Origin of the sequence: Paraburkholderia pallida (assembly GCF_004524855.1) — a bacterium.
Classification (GTDB): domain Bacteria; phylum Pseudomonadota; class Gammaproteobacteria; order Burkholderiales; family Burkholderiaceae; genus Paraburkholderia; species Paraburkholderia oxyphila.
Genome location: NZ_CP038148.1, coordinates 1007353 through 1032408 on the forward strand (window position 1 = coordinate 1007353; position 25056 = coordinate 1032408).

Consider the following 25056-nt stretch of genomic DNA (forward strand, 5'->3'; position numbering starts at 1 on the left):
TTTATTTGCCAGGTGCTTGATTCGTCGCGTATATTCGCTTTTCGGCTCTCCTGGACGCACAACGCGGGAAGCCAGCATCGCCCGCGCAACGCCGTACAGCGGTCACGCAAGCGGCGGGAAACTAAAAAAGTACGGAATCAACGGCCATCCCCTGGCCATTCTTGGACGGTGTCCCCATGAACGATCACCTGCAGCGCGCCGCGGTGCCCGCCGCGCAAGGTCTGTATGACCCGCAAAACGAACACGACGCCTGTGGCGTCGGCTTCGTCGCCCATATCAAGGGCAAGAAGAGCCACGAAATCATTCAGCAAGGCCTGAAGATTCTCGAGAACCTCGACCACCGGGGCGCCGTCGGCGCCGATCCGCTGATGGGCGACGGCGCGGGCATCCTGATCCAGATTCCGGACGCGTTCTACCGCGAAGAGATGGCCAAGCAGGGCGTGACGCTGCCGCCGTTCGGCGAGTACGGCGTCGGCATGATCTTCCTGCCGAAGGAACACGCCTCGCGTCTCGCCTGCGAGCAGGAGCTCGAGCGCACGGTGCGCGCCGAAGGCCAGGTCGTGCTGGGCTGGCGCGATGTGCCGGTCGACCACACCATGCCGATCTCGCCCACGGTGAAGGCGAGCGAGCCGCTGATCCGCCAGATCTTCATCGGCCGCGGCAAGGACGTGATGGTCACGGACGCGCTCGAGCGCAAGCTGTACATCATCCGCAAGACCGCGAGCCACCGCATCCAGGCGCTCAAGCTCAAGCACGGCAAGGAATACTTCGTGCCGTCGTGCTCGGCGCGCACGGTCGTCTACAAGGGCCTGCTGCTGGCGGGTCAGGTCGGCGTGTACTACCGCGACCTGCAAGATGAGCGCGTGGTCTCGGCGCTGGCGCTTGTGCACCAGCGCTTCTCGACGAACACGTTCCCGGCGTGGGAGCTGGCTCACCCGTACCGCATGATCGCCCACAACGGTGAAATCAACACCGTGAAGGGCAACGTGAACTGGCTGAACGCCCGTACCGGCGCGATCGCCTCGCACGTGCTGGGTGACGACCTGCCCAAGCTGTGGCCGTTGATCTACCCGGGCCAGTCGGACACGGCTTCGTTCGACAACTGTCTCGAACTGCTGGTGATGGCAGGCTACCCGCTCGTCCACGCGATGATGATGATGATCCCGGAAGCCTGGGAACAGCACACGCTGATGGACGAGAACCGCAAGGCGTTCTACGAATATCACGCCGCGATGATGGAGCCGTGGGACGGCCCCGCTGCGATCGCCTTCACCGACGGCCGCCAGATTGGCGCGACGCTCGACCGTAACGGCCTGCGTCCGGCGCGCTACATCGTCACGGATGACGACCTCGTCATCATGGCGTCGGAAGCCGGCACGCTGCCGATCCCCGAGTCGAAGATCGTCAAGAAGTGGCGCCTGCAGCCGGGCAAGATGTTCCTGATCGACATGGAGCACGGCCGCATCATCGACGACAAGGAACTGAAGGACAACCTCGCCAACGCGAAGCCCTACAAGAGCTGGATCGACGCTGTTCGCATCAAGCTCGACGAGATCGAGCCGAAGGCGGAAGACGTCGCCACGGCGCGCGCCGAAGCCGCCGCGCTGCTCGACCGTCAGCAGGCGTTCGGCTACACCCAGGAAGACCTCAAGTTCCTGATGGCGCCGATGGCGATGTCGGGTGAAGAGGCTGTCGGTTCGATGGGCAACGACTCGCCGCTGGCGGTCATGTCCAACAAGAACAAGACGCTCTTCAACTACTTCAAGCAGCTGTTCGCGCAGGTCACGAACCCGCCGATCGACCCGATCCGTGAAAACATGGTGATGTCGCTCGTGTCGTTCATCGGCCCGAAGCCGAACCTGCTCGACACCAACAACATCAACCCGCCGATGCGTCTCGAAGTGTCGCAGCCGGTGCTCGACTTCAAGGACATCGCGAAGATCCGCGCGATCGAGCAGTACACGGGCGGCAAGTTCAGCTCCTACGAGCTGAACATCTGCTACCCGGTGGCCTGGGGCAAGGAAGGCATCGAGGCGCGTCTGGCGTCGCTGTGCGCGGAAGCCGTCGATGCGGTCAAGTCGGGCTACAACATCCTGATCGTCTCGGACCGCCGCGCGTACCGCGACAACGTCGCGATCCCGGCGCTGCTCGCCACCTCGGCGATCCACTCGCACCTCGTGCAGCACGGTCTGCGCACGAGCACGGGTCTCGTCGTGGAAACGGGTTCGGCGCGTGAAACGCACCACTTCGCGCTGCTCGCGGGCTTCGGCGCGGAAGCCGTGCACCCGTACCTCGCGATGGAAACGCTCGCGCAGATGGCGCAGGGCCTGAAGGGCGATCTGTCGGCGGACAAGGCCGTCTACAACTTCACCAAGGCAGTGGGCAAGGGCCTGCTCAAGGTGATGTCGAAGATGGGCATCTCCACGTACATGTCGTACACGGGCGCGCAGATCTTCGAAGCGGTCGGCCTCGCGGACGACCTCGTGCAGAAGTACTTCAAGGGCACGGCCTCGAAGGTGGGCGGCATCGGCCTCTTTGAAGTGGCCGAAGAAGCGATCCGCATGCACCGCGACGCGTTCGGCGACAACCCGATCCTCGCGAACATGCTCGACGCGGGCGGCGAGTACGCGTACCGCGTGCGCGGCGAAGACCACATGTGGACGCCGGACGCGATCGCCAAGCTCCAGCACTCGGCGCGCAGCAACTCGTACCAGACGTACAAGGAATACGCGCACCTCATCAACGACCAGACGAAGCGTCACATGACGTTCCGTGGCCTGTTCGAGTTCCACTTCGACCCGACGCGCGCGATCTCGATCGACGACGTCGAGCCGGCCAAGGAGATCGTCAAGCGCTTCGCCACGGGCGCGATGTCGCTCGGCTCGATTTCGACCGAGGCGCACGCCACGCTGGCCGTCGCGATGAACCGCATCGGCGGCAAGTCGAACACGGGTGAGGGCGGCGAAGACGAGAAGCGCTATCGCAACGAATTGCGCGGCATTCCGATCAAGAATGGCGACACGATGCAGTCGATCATCGGCCCGGAAGTCGTGAAGGACATCCCGCTGAAGGATGGCGACTCGCTGCGCTCGAAGATCAAGCAGGTTGCGTCGGGCCGCTTCGGCGTCTCGGCCGAGTATCTGTCGTCGGCGGACCAGATCCAGATCAAGATGGCGCAGGGCGCGAAGCCGGGCGAAGGCGGTCAGCTGCCGGGCCACAAGGTTTCGGAGTACATCGGCAAGCTGCGTTACTCGGTGCCGGGCGTGGGTCTCATCTCGCCGCCGCCGCACCACGACATCTACTCGATCGAAGACCTCGCGCAGCTCATTCACGACCTGAAGAACGTGAACCCGGTTTCGTCGATCTCGGTCAAGCTGGTCTCGGAAGTGGGCGTGGGCACGGTGGCAGCGGGCGTCGCCAAGGCGAAGGCCGATCACGTCGTGATCGCCGGCCATGACGGCGGCACGGGCGCCTCGCCGCTCTCGTCGCTCAAGCACGCCGGCACGCCGTGGGAACTCGGCCTCGCGGAAACGCAGCAAACGCTGGTGCTGAACCAGCTGCGCGGCCGCATCCGCGTGCAGGCCGACGGCCAGATGAAGACGGGCCGCGACGTGGTGATCGGCGCGCTGCTTGGCGCCGATGAATTCGGCTTCGCGACGGCGCCGCTCGTCGTGCAGGGCTGCATCATGATGCGCAAGTGCCATTTGAACACCTGCCCGGTCGGTGTCGCCACGCAAGATCCGGTGCTGCGCGCGAAGTTCTCGGGCCAGCCCGAGCACGTCGTCAACTTCTTCTTCTTCATCGCTGAGGAAGTGCGCGAAATCATGGCGCAACTGGGCATCCGCAAGTTCGACGACCTCGTCGGCCGCTCGGATCTGCTCGACACCCGCAAGGGCGTGGAGCACTGGAAGGCGAAGGGCCTCGACTTCTCGCGCGTGTTCTATCAGCCGCAAGTTGGCGCTGAAGTCGCGCGCAAGCACGTCGACACCCAGGACCACGGTCTGGACCGCGCGCTCGATCACACGCTGATCGAGAAGGCCAAGGCCGCGATCGAGAACGGCGAGCACGTCTCGTTCATCCAGCCGGTGCGCAACGTGAACCGCACGGTGGGCGCGATGCTCTCGGGCATGGTCGCGAAGAAGTACGGTCACGACGGTCTGCCCGACGACTCGATCCATATCCAGTTGAAGGGCACGGCGGGCCAGAGCTTCGGCGCGTTCCTCGCACGCGGCATCACGCTGGATCTGGTCGGCGACGGTAACGACTATGTCGGCAAGGGCCTCTCGGGCGGGCGCATCATCATCCGTCCGACCAACGATTTCCGCGGCAAGTCCGAAGAAAACATCATCTGCGGCAACACGGTGATGTACGGCGCACTCGAAGGCGAAGCCTTCCTGCGCGGCGTGGCGGGCGAGCGTTTCGCGGTGCGTAACTCGGGCGCGACGGCGGTTGTCGAAGGCACGGGCGACCACGGCTGCGAATACATGACGGGCGGCACGGTGGTCGTGCTCGGCGAAACGGGTCGTAACTTCGCGGCGGGCATGTCGGGCGGTATCGCCTACGTGTACGACCCGGACGGAACGTTTGCCGGCAAGTGCAACAAGTCGATGGTCGCGCTCGACCCGGTCCTGCAACAGGCCGAACAGGAGCGCACCGTGGACCGCGCGCTGTGGCACACGGGCCAGACCGATGAAGCGCTGCTCAAGGGACTCGTCGAGCGTCACTTCCAGTTCACCGGCTCGCCGCGTGCGAAGGCGCTGCTGGAAAACTGGGATTCGGCGCGCCGCCAGTTCGTGAAGGTGTTCCCGACGGAATACAAGCGCGCGCTGGGCGAGCTCGGTGCGAAGAAGGCGAGCCAGGAAGAACTGGCCGCTTGATTCGCTGACTGAGCCGCGACGACGACATCAAGACGAAGGAGCGCCCGCTGCGCGATTTGAGTTACAAGAACTCGCGCGGCGGCGGGCGCTGTCCCCCTCACCGAATAGATTAGATAGACGAGAGCCACATGGGTAAGGCAACCGGTTTTCTCGAGTTCGAGCGCCAGCATGAGGCGTACGAAGCACCGCTCACGCGCGTGAAGCACTACAAGGAATTCGTGGCGGCGCTCTCCGACGCCGACGCGAAGGTCCAGGGCGCGCGCTGCATGGACTGCGGCATCCCGTTCTGCAACAACGGCTGCCCGGTCAACAACATCATTCCGGACTTCAACGACCTCGTGTTCCGCCAGGACTGGAAGAGCGCGATCGAAGTCCTGCACTCGACCAACAACTTCCCCGAGTTCACGGGCCGCATCTGCCCGGCGCCGTGCGAAGCGGCGTGCACGCTCGGCATCAACAACGATCCCGTCGGCATCAAGTCGATCGAGCACGCGATCATCGACAAGGCCTGGGCCGAAGGCTGGGTCGCGCCGCAAGTCGCGAAGCACAAGACTGGCAAGAAGGTTGCCGTGGTCGGCTCGGGCCCCGCGGGCCTCGCCGCCGCGCAGCAACTCGGGCGCGCCGGCCACGACGTGACCGTGTTCGAGAAGAACGACCGCATTGGCGGCCTGCTGCGTTACGGCATTCCCGACTTCAAGCTGGAGAAGTGGCTGATCGACCGCCGCATGCGCCAGATGGAAGCCGAAGGCGTGACGTTCCGCACCAACGTTTTCATCGGCAAGGGCGAACTGCCGGCGCACATCGGCAATACGGCCAAGCAGACCATCACGCCCGATGAGCTGAAGGAACAGTTCGACGCCGTGGTGATCGCTGGCGGCTCGGAAACGCCGCGCGATCTGCCGGTGCCGGGCCGCGAGATGCAAGGCATCTACTACGCGATGGAGTTCCTGCCGCAGCAGAACAAGGTCAACGCCGGCGACAAGCTGGCCGACCAGCTCGTGGCCAAGGGCAAGCACGTGGTCGTGATCGGCGGCGGCGATACGGGCTCCGACTGCGTCGGCACGTCGAACCGTCACGGCGCGAAGAGCGTCACGCAGTTCGAGCTGCTGCCGCAGCCGCCCGAGGAAGAGAACAAGCCGCTCGTCTGGCCGTACTGGCCGGTCAAGCTGCGCACGTCGTCGTCGCACGAGGAAGGCTGCTCGCGCGACTGGGCAGTCGCCACGAAGCGTTTCGAAGGCAAGAACGGCAAGGTCGAGAAGCTGATCGCCGCGCGCGTCGAGTGGAAGGACGGCAAGATGGTCGAAGTGCCGGGTTCGGAGTTCGAAATGAAAGCCGATCTCGTGCTGCTCGCCATGGGCTTCACGCAGCCGGTCTCGCCGGTGCTCGAAGCGTTCGGCGTCGAGAAGGACGCGCGCGGCAACGTGCGTGCCGCGACCGAGGGCGAGAAGGCGTACTACACGTCGGTCGACAAGGTCTTCACCGCCGGCGACATGCGCCGTGGCCAGTCGCTCGTGGTCTGGGCGATCCGCGAAGGCCGTCAGTGCGCGCGCTCCGTCGATGCGTTCCTGATGGGCAGCTCGGAGCTGCCGCGTTAAGGCGGGAGAGAGCCTCTAGAGCGCCGTAGCAAATCAACACGCAGTGGTAGCACCGTCAAGCCGGGCAGCCTGTAAAGGTTGTCCGGCTTTTTTTCGCCATTTGATTGGCGTCTTTTGACGCGTTTCTCGACGATCGACATGCCAGATGCGCGCATCTCCAGTGATTTTTCGCGCTGCCGGTCTGCCTTGCTGCGGGTTGTCACGGGCGCACCCCGTCGTGCCGGCGGGTTACCATGATGCGGTTGCTCCTCATCCCGAGGCCTGCCGATCATGTCCGAAGCCCGCGAGATCGATCAATGGCGGCGCTGCTTCGTCGCGCTCGCGCCCGATGCGCCCTCGCGTGACGCCCTCGCCGCGCTCGACGTGCCGCCCAACGCACGCCGGGTGCCCTATGCGCAACTGCATCTGACGGTGGCGTTCATCGGCGCGATGTCGTTCGTGCAGGGCGAGACGCTCGCGCAGCGTCTCGCCGAGCATGCGGCGCCTCTGCCGCCCGCGCCGGTCACGAAGATCGAATGCTGGCCGGGTCGCGCGCAGCCGCGCCTGATGGTGGCCGTGCTGGCCATGTCCGAAGCGTTCACGGCACTCGACTGGCGGGTACGTTCCTTGATGGGCGAAGTGGGCTTGCCGCTCGATGCGCGCGCGTTCCGGCCGCACATCACATTGGCGCGCTTCGCGCGCGACGCGCGCGGTGCGCCACCCGATGGGATGGCGCAGGCGCTGCCGCCGCTGCGGTTCACTTCGCTCGTGCTCTATTCGAGCACGCTGGCGCGACAGGGCGCGCGTTATGAGGCGCTGGCGAGTGTGGCCATCGGCTAACTTGCTTCAAGGGTGTTTCTCCCATTAATCGATGCGAGTATGGGGGTGATTAGATGCGCGTCAATGTCAATAAAATCAGCTATACAGACAAATGCTTATGATGAGCTTTTGTCGATGCCGGAAAACCGACGTCGGCTTTGAGCGGTAAATATCCCTCAACCATAAAAGGATGAATAATGGGTCGACCGTCATTTTCAGCGGCTTGGGCAGCTTCCATACGAATTTACGACCCCGCGAACTCCGCGGCCAGGGTGGCTCAATTGATTGGCGGCAACGTCGAAAAGAATATTGATAACCCGGATCCGGGACTGCGATGGAGCAATACCTGTGCAGTCCGCATGAGTTACATCTTGAATCAGTCCGGTCTCGTCATTCCGGCCATTCCGGGGAAAACCGTGTCCGGCGCAGACAAGCGTCAGTATTTTTTTCGTGTGAAAGACCTCATTACCTATCTCAAGCGGCAATGGGGGCAGCCGGAGGTCATTCAATATCCGCCATCGGGCGGTGGAGCACTTGCAGGGAAAAGAGGGGTAATCCTGTTTGAAGTTTCCGGGTGGTCAGACGCCGCTGGGCATGCGACGCTGTTCAACGGCAGTACCTGCTACGACCATTGCTACTTCAACGAACCAGAAGCGAAATATCGCACGGACCGCGCAAACTTCTGGAGTCTGTCGTGAAGAGGGGGCTGCGGATTGGCCTGCTAGCCGTGGCGACCCTCACTCTTTGGGCGTCAATCGGTCATGCAAAAGACGAGATGCATACCTCGCCACAAGCGGCGACGCGCACCTACGCGCAGAACTTCAAAGACATGGTTCTGGCTACCTGCATAGCCACCGCTTACAAGAACGACAAAGACGCTGCAATCGATGCGGGGAGTAGCGTCAGCGCGTTACGCGACTGGACTTATTACGACCTGGATAAGGCGCCAGATGTAATCAAGGCTTTGGTTGAAAGTTACCTTGCGCGCGATTATCACAATCCCCTGGCCGACGCAGAAACAAAGGACGTCAGATTCGACATGCTTAAATGCCTCGACCTGTATCACAGCACGGAGCTGGATGCGCAGGTCAGGCGACTGGTCAGCAAGCCTAATCACACGTACCGGCAGGACAACCCGAAACCGGCGAATACGCAAGCTCCTTGACAGGAAGGCGGCTGACCCGGGTTCGATCCACAAGCCGGCCTCGCGTCACTCAACCCGCACCCCGCCGCCGATACCGCTCCAGCGTCAACCCATCCAGATCGATCTCCGGCGCACGCCCGGCGATGAGATCGGCGACCACCTGTCCCGAGCCCATCGACATCGCCCAGCCGGTCGAGCCGTGGCCGACGTTCAGCCACAGCCCTTGCACGCCCGAGGGGCCGAGCAGCGGTGCGCCGTCGGGCACCATCGGCCGACGCCCGACCCAGAACTGCGCGGAAGAAGGCGTGGCCGCGTGCGGGAACCAGTCGTCGAGCACTTTCATGAGCGTGTGCAGCGCCTGCTCGCGCAGCGTCGTGCGGTGGTTGCCGAGCTCCGCCGTACCGGCCACGCGCAAGTAGGGCCCGAAGCGCGTGATGGCCGTCTTCAGCGACTCGTCCATGAGCGCGGCGCGCGGCGCCTTCTGCTCGTCGACGACGGGCAGCGTGGCCGAATAGCCCTTCACCGGATAAAGCGGCACCCGCACGCCAAGCGGCGCGAGGAGCGTCGCGCTCTCCACGCCCAGTGCGACCACGACGGCGTCGGCGGCGAGGGTCTGCGGCTCGGTATCGGCCACCTCGTTCAAGTCGGCGGGGCGCAGCACTTCGGCGGGCGCGCGGCGTTGCTCGCGCCGCTGCTCCCGCAGCTCGCGGCGGTTGTTCGCCGTGCGCCGCCCCGGCACGGACCGCACGCGCACGCCGCTCACCTTGCCGCCCGCGGCTTCGAGCGCAAGCACTTCGGTGTCGAAGACGAACTTCACGCCGCGCTGCTCGCACACGGCGCGCAGCTCGCGCGTGAAGCGTGCGCAGTCGCCGGCCTCGTCGTCGGGCAGATAGATGCCGGCCACGGGCTTCACGCGCGACCACGCGAGGCCCGGCTCGACCTGCGCGCAGCCCGCGGCGTCCAGCTCGCGGTAGACGATGCCTGCATCGCGCAGCACGCCCAGCGCCGGTTGGGCGAGTTCGACGTCGTAGTCGCTGCGAAAGAGCTGCAGATAGCCCTGGCTGCGCCCGTACTCGAACGCGTGCTGCGCACGGAACGCGTGCAGGCAGGTGCGGCTGTAATAGGCGATGCGCTGCATGCGCTGCTTGTTCACGCGAAAGCGTGCGAGGTCGCATTCGCGCAGCCAGCGCGCGATCCAGCGCCACTGCGCGGCGTCGAGCGTGGGCCGGAAAATGAGCGGCGAGGTGGGCTTGAGCAGGTACTTGAGGAGCTTGGCCGGCATGCCCGGCGCGGCCCAGGGCGTGACGTACCCGGGCGCGATCACGCCGGCGTTGCCGAAGCTCGTGCCGAGCGCGACGCCAGGCTCGCGCTCGATGACCGTGACGTCGCAGCCCCTCTCGCTCAGGTAATACGCAGTAGCGACGCCGATCACACCGGCGCCGAGGACGATCGTTTTCATGCCGGTCGTAGTGAGTGAGGCGGGGACGGACGGTATTGCAGCACGTTCGGGCTCATTGTGCAGCGGAGTCCGCAGAGGGGTGGGCGGGCGCGGGCGGGTTGCCTGTCGCCGCTCCGGCTTCGGCCAGCACCTTGCCCTTCGTTTCGGGCAGGCACAGCGCGGACACGATCACGAGCAGATAGCCGGCGCCGGCCACGGCGCCGATCGCCTTCACGAGCGTCGTGGTCTGCGCGAGCGTGCCGACGAGGATCGGAAAGAACGAGCCGAGGCCGCGCCCGAGGTTGTAGCAGAAGCCCTGGCCCGAGCCGCGGATCGCATTCGGGTAGAGCTCGGACAGATACGCGCCGATCCCCGCGAAAATGCCCTGCACGACGATGCCGAGCGGAAAGCCGAGCAGCAGCATGGCGGTATCGGTGATGGGCAGCATGGTGTAGGCCATGCCGAGCGCGAACGAGCCGATGGCGAACAAGATGAAGGACGCGCGCCGCCCGATCTTGTCGCAGAGAATCGCGCCGACGATATAGCCCATGAACGAGCCGACGATCAACACGATCAGATAGCCGCTCGTGTTGAACACCGACAGATGGCGCACGGTTTTCAGATAGGTGGGCAGCCACGTGGTGATCGCGTAGTAGCCGCCGAGCATGCCGGTGCACAGCGCGCTGCCGAGCAGCGTCGTGGCGAGGTGCGCGGGCGCGAAGATCTGCAGGAAATGGCCGTGTGTTTCGCCGCGCTCACGGGCACGGCGCGTTTGCAGGAACACCTCGGGGTCGCTCACGTTGCGGCGCACGTAGAGAATCCACAGCGCGGGCAGGATGCCGATCCAGAAGCACGCGCGCCACGCGTACTGCTCCGGCAGCAGGGCGAAGAACGCCCAGTAGAGGATGGCGGCGGCGCCCCAGCCGAACGACCAGCTGCTTTGCACCGTGCCCACGGCTTTCGCGCGGTGCTGCGGCGAGCGGATCGTCTCGGCCATCATGATCGTGACAACCGACCATTCGCCGCCGAAGCCGATGCCTTGCAGCGTGCGCGTGGCGAGCAGTTGCCAGAACGAGTGCGTGAAGCCGGAAAGACAGGTGAAGAGCGCGAACGTGGCGATGGTCCATTGCAGCACGCGCACACGGCCGTAGCGGTCGGCGAGGATGCCCGCGAGCCAGCCGCCGAGCGCCGAGGAGATCAGCGAGCTCGTCGCGATCATGCCCGCCTCGCTCTTGGTCATGCCCCAGGCGGCAATGAGCGTCGGGATCAGAAACGAGTAGATCATGAAGTCGAACGCGTCGACCGCATAGCCGCCGAAGCCGGCGTAGAGCGTGCGACGCTCGCGCTCGTTCAGCTCCCTGAACCACTGAAAAGATCCCATCGCGTTGTCTCCCCCTTGTTGTTGTGCGCGCAACGACTGATGAAGCAGGCAGTCGCGCACGCGGTGTCCGGCACATCGGGCAGCGGGGATGGGTGATGCACAGCGCGCATAAGACGCGCTTGGGCCCGCCGGGGCCTGTCTCGGCCCCGGCGGGCGCCGCTGCAGGCGCTCGAACTGCGCTATTTTACGGTGCGATGTGCCGCGCCGGCCAGGGAAGATGAAAGCTGGGCATGTTGTGGGGCAAACGATGCCCGCCTGGGGGCGGTTGCTGGCGTGCTGCCGTGCGCGCTTCGGGGCGCACTTGCTTGCTCGTGGCGGCTCGCTTCTGGGCTTGCTTCGGGGGCCGTCGTTGCGCCGGCGCTCAGCCCAGCGTCAGCCCGCCATCGACGTGGATCGTCTGCCCGGTGATGTGGCGGGCGGCGTCCGACAGCAAGAAGGCGATGAGTTCGGCGATGTCGGCGGGCTCGGCCACGTGGCCAAGCGGCGTCGCCTCGGCGGCGCGCGCCCACGCGGGGGCGTTTTCGGGCGTCGGGCCCTTGTCCTTGCGCGTGTAGCCGGGCGCCACGCAGTTCACCGTCACGCCGTGCGGCGCGAGTTCGGCGGCGGCGCTTTTCGCGAGCGACTCGAGCGCGGCCTTGGCCGCCGCGGTAGCGGCGAACGGCGCGTCGGCGCGGTAGCGGTGCGCGACGAACGAGCTCACCGCCACCACGCGGGCGTGCGCCGAGCGCGTAAGCGCCGGCTGCGCCTCGCGCACGAGCGCCGCGAACGCGGCTGGCATCGCGGCAAAGGTGGATGCAAGCGTGTCGGGCTCGAGCGCCGCGAGCGTCTGCCGCTGCGCATGGCCCGCGTTGGCAATCAGTTGATCGAGCGTCGAAAAACGCGCAAGCGCAGTTTGAACGAGCTGCGCAGCCGCGCCGGTAGCGGCCAGATCGGCGCAGGCCGTCGCGCAGGTGGCGCCTTGCGCCTCGCACTCTGCCGCGACGGCGGCAAGCCGCGCACGCGCCGGCGCGTCGGCGCCGCGCGCGTGCAGCATCAGCGCGACCCCGGGCGCGGCAAGACGCCGGGCGAGCGCCGCACCAATACCCGAGCCCGCGCCCGTGATCAGGACCACACGCTCGCTATGGGCGCCGCGCCCTGCGCTCATGCCGCGACCCGCTCTTCAGGCATGCGCTCGATTTCGAGTGTCTCGTGATGGTAGGCCGCGAGCGACTCGCGGTGCGCCACGCTCACGATCGCCGCCTTCGGCAGGCGCTCCATGAAGACCTTGTACAGACGGCTTTCGTTGTCGGGGTCGAGCGCGCTGGTCGCTTCGTCGAGGAACAGGTAATCGGGCTTGTGCAGCAGCACGCGTGCGCCCGCAAGCCGCTGCTGCTCGCCCGGCGAGAGCACGCGCGTCCAGTGCGCCGACTCGTGCAGGCGCCCCACATAGTCTTCCAGGCGACAGGCGCGCAGCGCCTCGCGGCAGTCTTCGTCGCTATAGTCGCCGGCGGGCGAAGGGTAGGTGAGCGCGGCCTTGAGCGTGCCGATCGGCAGATAGCTCTGCTGCGGGATGAACATCATGCGCGCGTCCACGGGGGCGTCGATCGAGCCCTCGCCGAACGGCCAGAGGCCCGCGAGCGCGCGGATCAGCGTGCTCTTGCCCGCGCCCGACGGGCCGCGCACGAGCCAGCGCGAGCCGGGCTTGATGGCGATGTTGCGCACTTCGGAGAGCGGCGTGCCGTTGGGCAGCGCGAGCTTCAGATGCTCGGTGGTGAGCTCGCCCGCGTCGACGAAATGCAGGTTGATGCCGCCGTGCTCGGTCGCGGGCGAGATGCTTTCTTTCAGGCGCGGCGAGTGCACCACGCGCACGAATTCGCGCAGACGGTTGACCGTGGCGCGCCATTCGACGAGGGTGGAGTAACTGTTGATGAACCACGAGAACGAGTCGCTCACGGTGCCGAACGCCTGCGAGATCTGCATCAGCACGCCGAAGGAGAAGGCGCCCGCGAAGTAGCGCGGCGCGGCGACGACGATCGGAAAAATGATGGCGATCTGGCCGTAGAAGCTCAACACGAAGGTGAGGCGCTTCGTGTACTTCATCACGCGCCACCAGTTGTCCTTTATGTGCGCGAACAGGCCTTGCGCGTTGTTGCGCTCGGTTTCCATGCCGTCGTAGAGGGCGATCGGCTCGGCGTTCTCGCGCAGGCGGATGAGGCCGAAGCGGAAGTCCGCCTCCACTTTCTGTTGCTGGTAGTTGATCGACACGAGCGGGTGGCCGACCTTCTGGATCACGAGCGAGCCGAAAACGGCGTAGAGCGCGGCGGCCCAGACCATGTAGCCCGGAATCGTGATGGGCGTGCTGCCGAGCGCGAAGGTGAGCGCGCCCGCGAGCGACCAGAGGATCGTGATGAACGAGACCAGCGTGACGACCGTCGAGAGCAGGTCGAGCGTGAGCGAGAGCGTGGTGGTGGCGAACGATTGCAGGTCGTCGCTGATCCGCTGGTCGGGGTTGTCGGCGAGACGGTCGCGCTCGATGCGGTAGAACGCGCCCTGGCCGAGCCAGTCGTTCAGGAAGCGCGTGGTGAGCCACTGGCGCCAGCGAAAGCCGAGCATCTGGCGCAGATACCGTCCGTACACCGCGAGGATGATGAATCCGAACGCGAGCACGGTGAAGATCACCAGCAGATGCGGAAACTGTTTGACGTCCTTGTTTTGCAGGGCGTTGTAGAAGTCCGCGTTCCAGCTGTTGAGCCGCACGTTGATCCACACGACGGCGAGGTTCATCGCGATGATCGCGGCGAGCAGACCCCAGGCGAACCAGCGTTCCTCGGACACCCAGTAGGGCTTGATCAGACTCCAGGCCGTGATCTTGTGATGCTCGTTCTGATCCGGCGTGGCGCGGGGAGTGAGGTTGGTCATGTGCGTCCTGATGTTGTGCCGGCCCGCGGCCGGAATAGACGATACCCGCCGTACGCGGCGCCCTGGCGCTGCGATTGTGTCCCGAACCGCTTAAGCGAGTCTTAATGGCGCGCGTGGCTTCCGGTCGCCTTGCGCGCGGTCTCGCGACGGCTGCGTGTGGGGTTCGACATTGTCTCACCGCTCGCGCGAACTGGGCGTTTCGCACCGGTTTGGGCATTGTGCCAGAGCACAAACGCCTGCCACCCGGCCGCGTTTGCGGCGCGCGCGCCTTTTGTGGTCTAATGACCGCTGACGAAACAGGGGTGCTTCACCGGTATGCCTGACATGCCGCAGTGAGGCTGAGAGAGACCCTTCGCACCCGATCCGGGTAATACCGGCGCGGGAAGTTTCCGGAAAGTCTTGCTCGCGCCATTGATCAGTCGATTCGACTGAATTCGTTCAGGCGTCCAGATTCCCGCCGGGCAGCACGTGCTGCGCATATCGTTTTTGCGCTTCGCGTTGTTTGCACGGCCGGCCTTGCCAGCCGGTTTCGTCCTTGGGTACGCATGCTAGTTGCCGTACGAAAGGGATACGATGACCGCCTCTTCTGCACCTTGTTCTGATCATTCCCCGGTTTCGACCGGCGGCCAGACGCCCGCGCGCGCCTCGTCAGCAGTGCCTGATTTCGCAGTGCTTGGCGGTGGCCTATGCGGACGCCTCGTTGCGTGGCGCCTCGCGGGCGCGGGGCATCGCGTGGCGCTCTACGAGCGCGGCGGGCCCGAAGGCGGGGAGTCGGCCGCCTGGATCGCGGCAGCCATGCTCGCGCCGCTCGCCGAAGCCGCCGTCGCCGAGCTATTGATCACCGAGCTGGGCGTCGCCTCGCTCGACACCTGGCCGCGCATTCTCGCCGAGCTGCCCGAACCCGTGTTTTTCCAGCGCAACGGCACGCTCGTGGTCTGGCATCACGCCGACCGCACCGAGGCGCCCCTGTTCGAGCGCCGCGTGCGCGCGAACGCGCCGCGCGAGCTTGCCGATGCGAATTTCACGACCCTGCAGGGCGCGCAGCTGGACGCCGCCGAGCCGGCGCTCGCCGGGCGCTTCGCGCGCGGCTGGCTGCTGGGCGGCGAAGGGCAGCTCGACAACCGTCAGGCGCTGGCGGCGCTGGCCGCGGGCCTCGCGCAGCGCGGCGTGGAAACGCACTGGCACACGAGCGTGGACGAAGCGAGCCTGCCGCGCGCACGCGTGACGATCGACTGCCGGGGGCTTGGTGCCAAGCCTGCGCTGCCGGCGCTGCGCGGCATTCGCGGAGAAGTGGCGCGCGTGCACGCGCCGGGCATCGGCCTCACACGGCCCGTGCGCCTGCTGCACCCGCGCTATCCGCTCTATATCGCGCCGAAACAGGACGATCTCTATGTGATCGGCGCGACCGAGATCGAGGGCGAGGACTGCTCGCCCGTGAGCGTGCGCTCGGCGCTCGAATTGCTGAGCGCGGCGTTCGCCGTGCATCCGGCGTTCGGCGAGGCACGGATTCTCGAGCTCAATTCGCAGTGCCGACCGACGCTGCCCGACCATCGTCCCGCGCTCATCTGGGACGGCGGCCGGGGTGACGGTGACACCTTGCGCGTGAACGGGCTCTATCGCCACGGCTTCATGATCGCGCCCGCCGTGGCCGACGAAGCGGTGCGCGTCGCCCAGGCGCTGCTGGCTGGCCGGCTTAACGATGCCGACGCCTTCGAGTCGCTGCGTGGCGAATCGCGCTGGGCGTCGATGCTGCACGCTCGCGACACGCAGGGCGCGCATGAGCCCGCTTGACATGCCTTGAAGAGGCTCGAGTGCATTCGAGGGCCGGTCGTTACTGTTGGCCCGCGAGCGCGACACCGCAAACAGAAGATGAGGCGCATCCATTGCGCCTTGCCGGAAACAACGTAGTCAGACGAATTGCCATGGATATTCAGATCAACCAGAAGCCGCTCACGCTGCCCGAAGGCGCGACCGTTGCCGATGCGCTTGCCGCATTCGGTGCGCGTCCGCCGTTTGCCGTCGCCGTGAACGGCGATTTCGTGACGCGCACCCAGCACGGTGCGCGCACGCTTTCGGCGGGTGACCGCCTCGACGTCGTCAGCCCGGTGGCCGGCGGCTGATCGCGCGCGATCAGCACGCTTTTATCGCTGCTCCAGTTGCGGCTTTAGCTACCGCGCGCCGCCCGTCCGACGCCACCCGCCCAGGATTCACGCCATGACTACCATCCAGACCGCCGACGCTCTCACGCTCTACGGCGAAACTTTCTCGAGCCGCGTGCTGCTCGGCACGTCGCGCTATCCGTCGCTGCAAGCGCTCTCCGATTCGATGGAGGCCGCGCGCCCCGGCATGATCACCGTCGCGCTGCGCCGCCAGATGAACGACGGCACCGCCGTTGCCGGCTTCTTCGACTTGCTCAAGCGCCACGGCGTGCCCTTCCTGCCGAACACGGCGGGCTGCCTCACCGTGAACGAGGCGGTGACGACCGCGCATATGGCGCGCGAAGTCTTCGAGACCGACTGGATCAAGCTCGAGCTGATCGGCGACGACTACACGCTGCAGCCGGACCCGGTGGGCCTGATCGAAGCCGCCTCGCGTCTCGTGAAGGACGGCTTCAAGGTGCTGCCGTATTGCACCGAAGACCTCGTGATCGGCCGGCGTCTGCTTGACGCGGGCTGCGAGGCGCTGATGCCGTGGGGCGCGCCGATCGGCACGGGCAAGGGCGTGATCAATCCGTACGGCCTGCGCGTGCTGCGCGAGCGGCTGCCCGACGTGCCGCTGATCGTCGATGCAGGCCTCGGCCTGCCGTCGCATGCGGCGCAAGTGATGGAGTGGGGCTTCGACGGCGTGCTGCTGAACACGGCCGTGGCGCAGGCCACGCATCCCGAGGCGATGGCGCGCGCGTTCGCGCTGGGCGTCGAGGCGGGCCGCACCGCCTTTCTCGCCGGGCCGATGGCCGAGCGCGAGGCGGCCGTGGCGAGCACGCCGGTGGTCGGCATGCCGTTCTGGCATCAGGATGGAGGCAAGCAATGACCGAAACGCTGCGACTCAAGGACCGCGAGTTGTTCTGGCCGCCCGCGGACGAGCTCACCGAAACGGCGGAGCGCATTCGCGCCCGCCTCGGCGACTGGGCGCCGACGCACGCCCCGTGGCGCCTGTGCCTCACGCCGCCCGACGCGCCCAATGGCGGCGACCTGATCGTCGTGACCGACGCCGGGCCGCATCTCGCGAACATCGCGCGCTGGATGACCGATGGAGCGGGCGTGATCGAGGCTGCCGGTACGCCGGCGTCCGGCCGCGCGACGCTGCACCTGGGTGGCGAGCGCTATGCGCTCGAAGGCGCGCTTGCCGAAGACTGGATCCCGGCGCTAGCGGCGTTCCTCGACTGCGGCTTCGATCCGCACGACGCGCTCGTGCTGGCGCTCGCCTGGCGTGACGGCGACGAGCAGCAGGAGGACGCCTGGCCCGTCGACATCGCGCGCTTTCCGCGTGTGCTCGGCCTGCCGGCAGCGCCCGCGCAGCCGTTCGCGCCGTGTCCCGCGAAGCTCGGCCTCTATCCGGTGCTGCCCACCGCCGACTGGGTCGAACGCGTGCTCGACTACGGCGTGAAGACCGTGCAGCTGCGCAGCAAGCAGCCGAAGTCCGCTGCGCTCACCGAGGAAATCGCGCGCTGCGTCGCGGCGGGCCGCAAGCACGACGCGCAACTGTTCATCAACGACCACTGGCAGGCGGCGATGGCTGCGGGCGCATACGGCGTGCATTTGGGGCAAGAGGATCTGCGCGAGGCGGATCTGGGCGCGCTCGCCGCCTCGGGCATCCGCCTCGGTCTGTCCACGCACGGCTACTTCGAGATGCTCACAGCGCTGCATTTCCGGCCGAGCTACATCGCGTGCGGCGCCGTGTTCGCCACCACGACCAAGGCCATGCCGACCGCGCCGCAGGGCCTCGCCCGCCTCGCCCGCTACGTGAAGCTGCTCGACGGCGTGGTGCCGATGGTCGCGATCGGCGGCATCGACTTCGCCGCGCTGCCCGCCGTGCTCGCCACCGGCGCGCCCAGCGCAGCGGTCGTGCGCGCGGTCACGGAGGCCGCCGACCCGGCTGCCGCCGTTGCTGCGCTGCGCAACGCGTTTACGCAATAATTAGCCCGCCTCGCCCTCGGCCGCGCACCCAGATGCGGCCGTCGGCGAGGAGCGAGCCGCGGTGTCCCTCCGGGGTTGCCCGACTTGCATCAAGGGGCTTGGGCGTGTCACGGCAGCATTCCCACGATGGCCCTATAATCCGGCCTTCGTGTAAATGGACTGTCTGCTACGTGCCCTCAAACTCTGAGACCCTTCTGGAGCTGCGCGACGTCGACTTCGGTTATGGCGGCGACCGGCTCGTCCTGTCCGGACTGAACATGCGCTTTCGGCGCGGTCAGGTGGTCGCGGTCATGGGCGGCTCGGGCGGCGGCAAGACCACGGTGCTGCGCCTGATCGGCGGCCTCGTGCGCGCCCAGCGCGGCCAGGTGCTGTTCCATGGGCAGGACATCGGCGCGCAATCGCGTGAAGGCCTCTACGCGCTGCGCCGAAAGATGGGCATGCTGTTCCAGTTCGGTGCGCTGTTCACCGACATGTCGGTGTTCGAGAACGTCGCCTTTGCACTGCGCGAACACACCGACCTTCCCGAAGAGCTGATCCGCGACCTCGTGCTCATGAAGCTCAATGCCGTGGGGTTGCGCGGCGCGCGCGATCTCGCGCCCTCGGAAATTTCGGGCGGCATGGCGCGGCGCGTGGCGCTTGCGCGCGCCATCGCGCTCGATCCTGAGCTCATGATGTACGACGAGCCGTTTGCCGGTCTCGACCCCATTTCCCTTGGCATCACCGCGAACCTGATCCGCACGCTGAACGACGCGCTCGGCGCCACGTCGATCCTCGTCACGCACGACGTGCCGGAATCGTTCGCGATTGCCGACTACGTTTACTTCCTCGCGAACGGCCGCGTCCAGGTGGAGGGCACGCCCGCCGAGCTGCGCGCCTCGACCGACCCGATCGTGCGCCAGTTCATCGACGGCGCGCCGGACGGCCCGTTCCGCTTTCACTACCCTACGAACGTCTCGCTCGACGCGGACTTCGGCATTGGCGGAGGCCGCTCATGACCGGCGCCATCAGCTCGCTCGGCCGCGCGGTTCTCGACTCGATCGCGCGCGCGGGCCACGCCACGCGCTTCTTCGTGCGCCTCGTGCTGGAATTCTTCCCGCTGTTGCGCCGTCCGCGCCTTGTCACGAAGCAGATCCACTTCGTCGGTAACTATTCGCTGCTCATCATCGCGGTGTCGGGCCTGTTCGTCGGCTTCGTGCTGGGCTTGCAGGGCTACTACACGCTCAACCGCTACGGCTCCGAGCAGGCGCTCGGGCTGCTGGTCGCGCTCTCGCTCGTGCGCGAGCTCGGCCCGGTGGTCACGGCGCTGCTGTTCGCGGGCCGCGCGGGCACCTCGCTCACGGCCGAAATCGGCCTCATGAAGGCGGGCGAGCAGCTCACGGCCATGGAAATGATGGCGGTCGACCCCGTGCGCGTCGTCGTGGCGCCGCGCATGTGGGCGGGCGTGATCGCCATGCCCATTCTGGCGGCCATCTTCAGCGCGGTCGGTATTCTGGGCGGCTACGTGGTGGGCGTGCTGCTGATCGGCGTGGACGCCGGCGCGTTCTGGTCGCAGATGCAAGGCGGCGTGGACGTCTGGGCCGATGTGGGCAATGGCGTGATCAAGAGCATCGTGTTCGGCTTCGCGGTGACGTTTACGGCGCTGTATCAAGGCTACGAGGCCAAGCCCACGCCCGAAGGCGTGTCGCGCGCGACCACCAAGACCGTCGTGTACGCGTCGCTCGCGGTGCTGGGGCTCGACTTCCTGCTCACCGCGCTGATGTTCAGCTAAGGATTTCGCGCGGGCGCGCGCCGTGACGGCGCGGCGCCCGGGCTGCGCGGCCGGCGCCCCTGCATGGCACCGCCGCAACGGATTCTCATTGGGATGACGATGAAAAAGACTGCTCTCGACTTCTGGGTCGGCCTGTTCGTGGTGCTGGGCTTCATTGCGCTGCTGTTTCTCGCGCTGAAGGCCGGCAACATGAGCTCGCTTTCGTTCCAGCCGACCTACGCGGTCAAGCTCAAGTTCGACAACATCGGCGGCCTCAAGCCGCGCGCGCCCGTGAAGAGCGCGGGCGTGACGGTGGGCCGGGTGGCGTCGATCGGCTTCGACACGAACACCTATCAGGCGCTCGTCACGATCAACCTCGACCAGCAGTATCAGTTCCCGAAGGACACGTCGGCGAAGATCCTGACCTCGGGCCTGCTCGGTGAGCAATACATCGGGCTGGAGCCGGGCGGCGACACCGAAATGCTCAAGGCTGGCGACACCATCTCCATGACGCAGTCGGCGATCGTGCTCGAAAACCTGATCGGCCAATTCCTCTACAGCAAGGCGGCCGATTCGGGCGCCGCGAAGTCAGGCAACAGCTCGGGCAGCAGCGCCGGCAACGGCGCGAGCGCAGCAAACGGGGCCGCGGGCAGCGAGAGCGCCGCACCGGCTCCAGCACCCGCACCGGCACCGGCCGGCTCGGGCGCGGCAGCGCAATAAGGAGAATAAAAGATGATGACCATTCGCATGCGCGCGATCACGATTGGCGTTGCGGCGCTTACGCTGACGGCATGCTCGACGGTGCAGACGCCGTCGAAGGACGACCCGTGGGAAGGCTTCAACCGCACGATCTACACCTTCAACGACAAGGTCGACCAATACGCGTTCAAGCCGGTTGCGCAGGGCTACGTGAAAATCACGCCGCAACCGGTGCGTAACAGCGTGACGAACTTCTTCTCGAATATCGGCGACGTCTACAACGCAGCGAACAACTTCCTGCAGCTGAAGATCACCGATGGCGTCGAGGACATCATGCGGATCGTGATCAACACGGTCTTCGGCCTGGGCGGTCTGTTCGACGTGGCGACGCTGGCCAAGCTGCCCAAGCATGACCAGGACTTCGGCCTCACGCTCGGCCACTACGGCGTGCCTCCCGGCCCGTATCTCGTGCTGCCGTTGTTCGGCCCAAGCACGGTGCGCGACGGCGTAGGCCTCGTGGGCAACTACTTCATCAATCCGCTCACGTACGTGGATCCGCCGGCGCTGTCGTGGGGCCTGTACGGTCTGGACGTCGTCAACACGCGTGCGAACCTGCTGGGCGCGAGCGACCTGCTCGAAGGCGCGGCGATCGACAAGTATTCGTTCTTGCGCAACGCCTATCTGCAGCGCCGCCAATACCAGCTCTCGGACGGTCACGCGTCGAATAACCTGCCGGATTACGGCGAGGGTGCGCCGCCGCCGAACTACGGCGAGCCCGAAGAGGGCGCGGCGGGCGCGGCGGCTCCCGCATCGGGCGCTGCGCCTACGGCAGCCGGCATGGCGCCGGCCTACCCGAATGGCGCGACCACGGCCCCGGCCACGCTGGAAGGCCCGGCCGGCGCCGCGGCGAGCATGCCTGCATCCGGCGCGCAGGCGCCGACGGGCGCTTCCGGCGCCGCCGTGCCGGGCGGTCAGTACATTCCGCCGGCGCGTATCGGCATTGGCGCGCCCGGGCTGCTGCGTTTGCATTGATCACGATATTCGGCGCGGCGCACGGCGTCGCGCTGGCACTCTGCAAGCGCTTAAATCTGACGTAACAAGCTGAAACGCTTGTCGCAGTTTCCTGGCATTGTTTGACTCGGTGTCCTGGCGCTCGCGTGATATCGTTGACCTCCAACGGGGCGTTGTTCCCCAACTTGCAGGACTCGCTATGAAAAAATTCTTTCTGTTCCCGTTTTTCGCCATGTTTTTTGCGTTTGCCGGCGCAGCCTCCGCGCAAACGATCGACACCAGCAACCCTGACGCGATGATCCAGACGATCACGCAGCAGGTCATGGACCAGATCAAGGGTGACAAGTCGATCCAGTCCGGCGACATCAGCAAGATCACGGCGCTCGTGAACGAGAAGATCCTGCCGTACACGGACTTCCGCCGCACGACGCAACTCGCCATGGGCCGCAACTGGCGCACCGCGACGCCTGACCAGCAGCAGCAGGTCATCGAGCAGTTCAAGACGCTGCTGATCCGCACGTACTCGGGCGCACTCGCCCAGGTGCGCGACCAGCAGATCCAGTACAAGCCGTTCCGCGCGAACCCGGACGACACCGACGTGGTGGTCCGTTCGACCGTCATGAACAACGGCCAGCCGATCGAGCTCGACTACCGCCTGTACAAGACGCCGCAAGGCTGGCGCGTGTATGACATCAACGTGCTCGGCGCATGGCTGATCCAGGCGTACCAGCAGCAGTTCCAGGAAAAGATCCAGCAGGGCGGCGTGCAAGGTCTGATCACCTTCCTCACGCAGCGTAACCAGCAGCTCGCCGCCGGCAAGGCCAGTTCGTGAGCGAGCGCTTCGCCACCGGCGCCACGCTGAACCTCGAGAGCGCGAAGGCCGCGCTCTCGACGGGTCTAGCGCAAATCGCAGCCGGCGCCAGCGCCGTCGATTGCGCGCCGCTCACGCATTTCGACTCCTCGGCGCTTGCCGTGCTGATCGCATGGCAGCGTGCCGCGCACGAGCGCGGCGTTATCCTCAGCGTTCTCAATCTTCCCGCCGCGCTCGCCTCCCTCGCGCGCGCTTACGGCGTCGAATCGCTCCTTCACGAGCGACATTGACGCGCGGCGGCCTCGCGGCCACGTCGGCAGAGCGCACCGCTCGGGCCCGATTGCCGCACGCCGCCGCTTCCGCTTTCGAGTCCAAGCCAGGCCCAGGCCGGGCTTTCCGACTTGGCCTATAATCAACCGTTTTTTGGGCGCTGCCGCGGTGATCGTGGTATCGAAGCAGACGGCACGAGCCGTCCCCAAATTCTGGTCATCCCCGCAGCATTGATGCTTTTATCAGCCGCGCCGTTCACGACGGGCGGCGCCTGAGTCATGCCAGCCATAGAAATCCGCAACGTCAAGAAGCGCTACAAAGAGCTCCAGGCGCTCAAGGGCGTCAGCTTCACCGTCGAAGAGGGCGAGTTCTTCGGGCTGCTCGGCCCGAACGGCGCGGGCAAGACGACGCTCATCAGCTGCCTCGCAGGCCTCGGGCGTGCCGACGAAGGCTCGATCGCCGTGCGCGGTCACGATGTCGTCGGCGACTACCGCAACGCGCGCCGCAATCTCGGCGTCGTCCCGCAGGAACTGGTCTTCGATCCGTTTTTCACGGTGCGCGAGACGCTGCGCATCCAGTCCGGCTATTTCGGCCTGCGCAACAACGACGCGTGGATCGACGAGATCATGGCCAACCTCGATCTCACCGAAAAAGCCGACGTGAACATGCGTGCGCTCTCGGGCGGCATGAAGCGCCGCGTGCTGGTGGCGCAGGCGCTCGTGCACCGGCCGCCTGTGATCGTGCTCGACGAGCCCACCGCAGGCGTCGATGTCGAACTGCGCCAGACGCTCTGGAAGTTCATCGCGCGCCTGAACCGCGAAGGTCACACCATCGTGCTCACCACGCACTACCTCGAAGAGGCGGAGGAGCTGTGCGACCGCATCGCCATGCTGCGGCGGGGCGAGGTCGTGGCGCTCGAGCGCACCAGCACGCTGCTGCAGCGCTTCGCGGGCACGCAGCTGTTCCTGCGCTTCTCGGAAGGCGTGCTGCCGACCGAGCTGCGCCCGCTCGAAGTCGAAACATCGAATGGCAACGGTCACCAGCATCTGCTGCGCCTCGCGAGCTACGACGACGTCGAGCGCATCCTCGCGCTGTGCCGCGCGAACGGCTGCAAGCTCGAAGAAATGGAAGTGCGCAAAGCCGATCTGGAGGATGTCTTCGTGCAGGTGATGAACGGACCTGAAGTGATCGAGGGGCTGGCATGAGCGGCTTCCGTACCCTGTTCTACAAGGAAGTGCTGCGTTTCTGGAAGGTCGCCTTCCAGACCGTGCTCGCCCCGGTCATCACCGCGCTGCTCTATCTGACGATCTTCGGCCACGCGCTGCGCGGCCACGTGGAGGTCTACCCGGGCGTCGAGTACACGAGCTTCCTGATCCCCGGCCTCGTGATGATGAGCGTGCTGCAGAACGCGTTCGCGAACTCGTCCTCGTCGCTCATCCAGTCGAAGATCACGGGCAATCTCGTATTCGTTCTATTGCCGCCGCTGGCCGCCTGGGAGATGTTTGGAGCTTACGTGCTCGCTTCGATCGTGCGCGGCCTCGCCGTGGGCGCAGGCGTGTTCGTCGTGACGATCTGGTTCATTCCGATGAGCTTTTCCGCGCCGCTCTACATCATCGCCTTCGCGGTGCTCGGCTCGGCGATCCTCGGCACGCTCGGCCTGATCGCCGGGATCTGGGCCGAAAAGTTCGACCAGCTCGCGGCGTTTCAGAACTTTCTCATCATGCCGCTCACGTTCCTTTCTGGCGTGTTCTATTCGACGCATACGCTGCCGCCGGTCTGGCGCGAAGTGTCACGGCTGAACCCGTTCTTCTACATGATCGACGGCTTCCGGTACGGTTTTTTCGGCTTGTCCGACATTAACCCGCTCGTGAGTCTCGCGATCGTTTTCGTCTTTTTCGTGGTGCTGGCCGCGCTGGCGATGCGTCTGCTCGCGAGCGGCTACAAGCTGCGCCACTAAATGCAATCCAGGCAGGAGCCCCACACCATGTTGCCGACTCCGGAACAGGTCAAGCAGTACATCTCGGCAGGACTCGCGTGCGAGCATCTCGAAGTCGAGGGCGACGGTCAGCACTTCTTCGCGACGATCGTGTCGTCGGCGTTCGAAGGCAAGCGCCTGATCCAGCGCCATCAGCTCGTTTATGCAGCGCTCGGCGAGCGCATGCGCGAAGAAATCCACGCGCTCAGCATGAAGACGCTCACGCCCGCCGAATGGCAGAACGCATAATCTGGAATCTCAGTGCGAATTACCCAG

General features: G+C 66.0%; 22 protein-coding genes and 1 riboswitch. Of the genes, 18 read left to right on the forward strand and 4 right to left on the reverse strand.

Going from position 1 to position 25056, the window contains the following annotated elements; genetic code table 11:
* Positions 1–176 precede the first annotated feature (176 nt).
* The 5 genes from E1956_RS04570 to E1956_RS04590 all read left to right on the forward strand — a co-directional run bounded on the left by E1956_RS04570 (position 177) and on the right by E1956_RS04590 (position 8435).
* Positions 177–4877, forward strand: coding sequence for a glutamate synthase-related protein (locus tag E1956_RS04570; RefSeq protein ID WP_134747591.1), 4701 nt, complete (start codon positions 177–179; stop codon positions 4875–4877).
* Positions 4878–5005: 128 nt separating this feature from the next.
* Entirely contained in the window at positions 5006–6472 is a 1467-nt protein-coding gene (locus E1956_RS04575; RefSeq protein ID WP_134747592.1) for a glutamate synthase subunit beta, read from the forward strand.
* A 270-nt stretch (positions 6473–6742) separates the two neighbouring features.
* Positions 6743–7291: an RNA 2',3'-cyclic phosphodiesterase gene (thpR, locus tag E1956_RS04580; RefSeq protein WP_134747593.1), complete on the forward strand. Its 549-nt coding sequence runs from the start codon at positions 6743–6745 to the stop codon at positions 7289–7291.
* 251 nt (positions 7292–7542) lie between these two features.
* Positions 7543–7968 (forward strand): type VI secretion system amidase effector protein Tae4, encoded by a 426-nt coding sequence (locus E1956_RS04585; protein WP_232071268.1) that lies wholly within the window; start codon positions 7543–7545, stop codon positions 7966–7968.
* Positions 7965–8435, forward strand: coding sequence for a type VI secretion system amidase immunity protein Tai4 (locus E1956_RS04590; RefSeq protein ID WP_418789233.1), 471 nt, complete (start codon positions 7965–7967; stop codon positions 8433–8435). Before E1956_RS04585 ends, E1956_RS04590 begins: the two co-directional genes overlap by 4 nt.
* Positions 8436–8484: 49 nt before the next feature.
* Here E1956_RS04590 and E1956_RS04595 read toward each other — a convergent pair whose 3' ends face one another.
* From E1956_RS04595 to E1956_RS04610, 4 genes are all read right to left on the reverse strand, one after another.
* The gene (locus E1956_RS04595; RefSeq protein ID WP_134747595.1) at positions 8485–9873 is read right to left on the reverse strand and encodes a D-amino acid dehydrogenase; all 1389 of its coding nucleotides are present in this window, start codon (positions 9871–9873) and stop codon (positions 8485–8487) included.
* A gap of 52 nt (positions 9874–9925) precedes the next feature.
* Positions 9926–11233 (reverse strand): MFS transporter, encoded by a 1308-nt coding sequence (locus E1956_RS04600; protein ID WP_134747596.1) that lies wholly within the window; start codon positions 11231–11233, stop codon positions 9926–9928.
* A gap of 361 nt (positions 11234–11594) precedes the next feature.
* Positions 11595–12377, reverse strand: a complete 783-nt coding sequence (locus tag E1956_RS04605; protein WP_134747597.1) for an SDR family NAD(P)-dependent oxidoreductase — start codon at positions 12375–12377, stop codon at positions 11595–11597.
* The gene (locus E1956_RS04610; protein WP_134747598.1) at positions 12374–14131 is read right to left on the reverse strand and encodes an ABC transporter ATP-binding protein/permease; all 1758 of its coding nucleotides are present in this window, start codon (positions 14129–14131) and stop codon (positions 12374–12376) included. Before E1956_RS04610 ends, E1956_RS04605 begins: the two co-directional genes overlap by 4 nt.
* A gap of 288 nt (positions 14132–14419) precedes the next feature.
* Positions 14420–14533: riboswitch (TPP riboswitch) on the forward strand.
* Between the two features lie 171 nt (positions 14534–14704).
* Here E1956_RS04610 and E1956_RS04615 point away from each other — a divergent pair.
* The 13 genes from E1956_RS04615 (at position 14705) to E1956_RS04675 (ending at position 25029) form a co-directional block, all read left to right on the forward strand.
* On the forward strand, positions 14705–15922 hold the full coding sequence (locus E1956_RS04615) for an FAD-dependent oxidoreductase (protein WP_134747599.1): 1218 nt from the start codon (positions 14705–14707) through the stop codon (positions 15920–15922).
* Between the two features lie 131 nt (positions 15923–16053).
* A complete protein-coding gene (thiS, locus tag E1956_RS04620) occupies positions 16054–16251 on the forward strand; it encodes a sulfur carrier protein ThiS (protein ID WP_028218467.1) in 198 nt (65 codons plus the stop codon).
* Positions 16252–16345: 94 nt separating this feature from the next.
* Complete coding sequence (locus E1956_RS04625; protein ID WP_134747600.1) at positions 16346–17161, forward strand: thiazole synthase; 816 nt, start codon at positions 16346–16348, stop codon at positions 17159–17161.
* A complete protein-coding gene (gene thiE, locus E1956_RS04630; protein ID WP_134747601.1) occupies positions 17158–18267 on the forward strand; it encodes a thiamine phosphate synthase in 1110 nt (369 codons plus the stop codon). Before E1956_RS04625 ends, thiE begins: the two co-directional genes overlap by 4 nt.
* Positions 18268–18437: 170 nt before the next feature.
* A complete protein-coding gene (locus E1956_RS04635) occupies positions 18438–19262 on the forward strand; it encodes an ABC transporter ATP-binding protein (RefSeq protein WP_133198478.1) in 825 nt (274 codons plus the stop codon).
* Complete coding sequence (gene mlaE, locus E1956_RS04640; RefSeq protein WP_134747602.1) at positions 19259–20035, forward strand: lipid asymmetry maintenance ABC transporter permease subunit MlaE; 777 nt, start codon at positions 19259–19261, stop codon at positions 20033–20035. Before E1956_RS04635 ends, mlaE begins: the two co-directional genes overlap by 4 nt.
* 93 nt (positions 20036–20128) lie before the next feature.
* Entirely contained in the window at positions 20129–20734 is a 606-nt protein-coding gene (gene mlaD, locus E1956_RS04645) for an outer membrane lipid asymmetry maintenance protein MlaD (RefSeq protein WP_134747603.1), read from the forward strand.
* A gap of 12 nt (positions 20735–20746) precedes the next feature.
* Positions 20747–21745, forward strand: coding sequence for an MlaA family lipoprotein (locus E1956_RS04650; RefSeq protein ID WP_134747604.1), 999 nt, complete (start codon positions 20747–20749; stop codon positions 21743–21745).
* A gap of 178 nt (positions 21746–21923) precedes the next feature.
* The gene (locus E1956_RS04655; RefSeq protein WP_134747605.1) at positions 21924–22556 is read left to right on the forward strand and encodes an MlaC/ttg2D family ABC transporter substrate-binding protein; all 633 of its coding nucleotides are present in this window, start codon (positions 21924–21926) and stop codon (positions 22554–22556) included.
* Positions 22553–22825 carry an STAS domain-containing protein gene (locus E1956_RS04660; RefSeq protein ID WP_028218459.1) on the forward strand — a complete coding sequence of 91 codons (273 nt, stop codon included), beginning with the start codon at positions 22553–22555 and terminating at the stop codon, positions 22823–22825. The genes E1956_RS04655 and E1956_RS04660 overlap by 4 nt, the downstream gene beginning before the upstream one ends.
* A 258-nt stretch (positions 22826–23083) precedes the next feature.
* Positions 23084–24010 (forward strand): ABC transporter ATP-binding protein, encoded by a 927-nt coding sequence (locus E1956_RS04665; RefSeq protein WP_134747606.1) that lies wholly within the window; start codon positions 23084–23086, stop codon positions 24008–24010.
* On the forward strand, positions 24007–24762 hold the full coding sequence (locus E1956_RS04670) for an ABC transporter permease (protein WP_134747607.1): 756 nt from the start codon (positions 24007–24009) through the stop codon (positions 24760–24762). The genes E1956_RS04665 and E1956_RS04670 overlap by 4 nt, the downstream gene beginning before the upstream one ends.
* Positions 24763–24789: 27 nt before the next feature.
* Positions 24790–25029, forward strand: coding sequence for a BolA family protein (locus E1956_RS04675; protein ID WP_028218456.1), 240 nt, complete (start codon positions 24790–24792; stop codon positions 25027–25029).
* Positions 25030–25056 lie beyond the last annotated feature (27 nt).

What these genes read in the sequence shown, in the direction of transcription:
- E1956_RS04570 (WP_134747591.1), top strand. Translation starts at nt 177, where the DNA reads ATGAACGATCACCTGCAGCGCGCCGCGGTGCCCGCCGCGCAAGGTCTG.
- E1956_RS04575 (WP_134747592.1), top strand. Translation starts at nt 5,006, where the DNA reads ATGGGTAAGGCAACCGGTTTTCTCGAGTTCGAGCGCCAGCATGAGGCG.
- thpR (WP_134747593.1), top strand. Translation starts at nt 6,743, where the DNA reads ATGTCCGAAGCCCGCGAGATCGATCAATGGCGGCGCTGCTTCGTCGCG.
- E1956_RS04595 (WP_134747595.1), bottom strand. Translation starts at nt 9,873, where the DNA reads ATGAAAACGATCGTCCTCGGCGCCGGTGTGATCGGCGTCGCTACTGCG.
- E1956_RS04600 (WP_134747596.1), bottom strand. Translation starts at nt 11,233, where the DNA reads ATGGGATCTTTTCAGTGGTTCAGGGAGCTGAACGAGCGCGAGCGTCGC.
- E1956_RS04605 (WP_134747597.1), bottom strand. Translation starts at nt 12,377, where the DNA reads ATGAGCGCAGGGCGCGGCGCCCATAGCGAGCGTGTGGTCCTGATCACG.
- E1956_RS04610 (WP_134747598.1), bottom strand. Translation starts at nt 14,131, where the DNA reads ATGACCAACCTCACTCCCCGCGCCACGCCGGATCAGAACGAGCATCAC.
- E1956_RS04615 (WP_134747599.1), top strand. Translation starts at nt 14,705, where the DNA reads ATGACCGCCTCTTCTGCACCTTGTTCTGATCATTCCCCGGTTTCGACC.
- thiS (WP_028218467.1), top strand. Translation starts at nt 16,054, where the DNA reads ATGGATATTCAGATCAACCAGAAGCCGCTCACGCTGCCCGAAGGCGCG.
- E1956_RS04625 (WP_134747600.1), top strand. Translation starts at nt 16,346, where the DNA reads ATGACTACCATCCAGACCGCCGACGCTCTCACGCTCTACGGCGAAACT.
- thiE (WP_134747601.1), top strand. Translation starts at nt 17,158, where the DNA reads ATGACCGAAACGCTGCGACTCAAGGACCGCGAGTTGTTCTGGCCGCCC.
- mlaE (WP_134747602.1), top strand. Translation starts at nt 19,259, where the DNA reads ATGACCGGCGCCATCAGCTCGCTCGGCCGCGCGGTTCTCGACTCGATC.
- mlaD (WP_134747603.1), top strand. Translation starts at nt 20,129, where the DNA reads ATGACGATGAAAAAGACTGCTCTCGACTTCTGGGTCGGCCTGTTCGTG.
- E1956_RS04650 (WP_134747604.1), top strand. Translation starts at nt 20,747, where the DNA reads ATGATGACCATTCGCATGCGCGCGATCACGATTGGCGTTGCGGCGCTT.
- E1956_RS04655 (WP_134747605.1), top strand. Translation starts at nt 21,924, where the DNA reads ATGAAAAAATTCTTTCTGTTCCCGTTTTTCGCCATGTTTTTTGCGTTT.
- E1956_RS04665 (WP_134747606.1), top strand. Translation starts at nt 23,084, where the DNA reads ATGCCAGCCATAGAAATCCGCAACGTCAAGAAGCGCTACAAAGAGCTC.
- E1956_RS04670 (WP_134747607.1), top strand. Translation starts at nt 24,007, where the DNA reads ATGAGCGGCTTCCGTACCCTGTTCTACAAGGAAGTGCTGCGTTTCTGG.
- E1956_RS04675 (WP_028218456.1), top strand. Translation starts at nt 24,790, where the DNA reads ATGTTGCCGACTCCGGAACAGGTCAAGCAGTACATCTCGGCAGGACTC.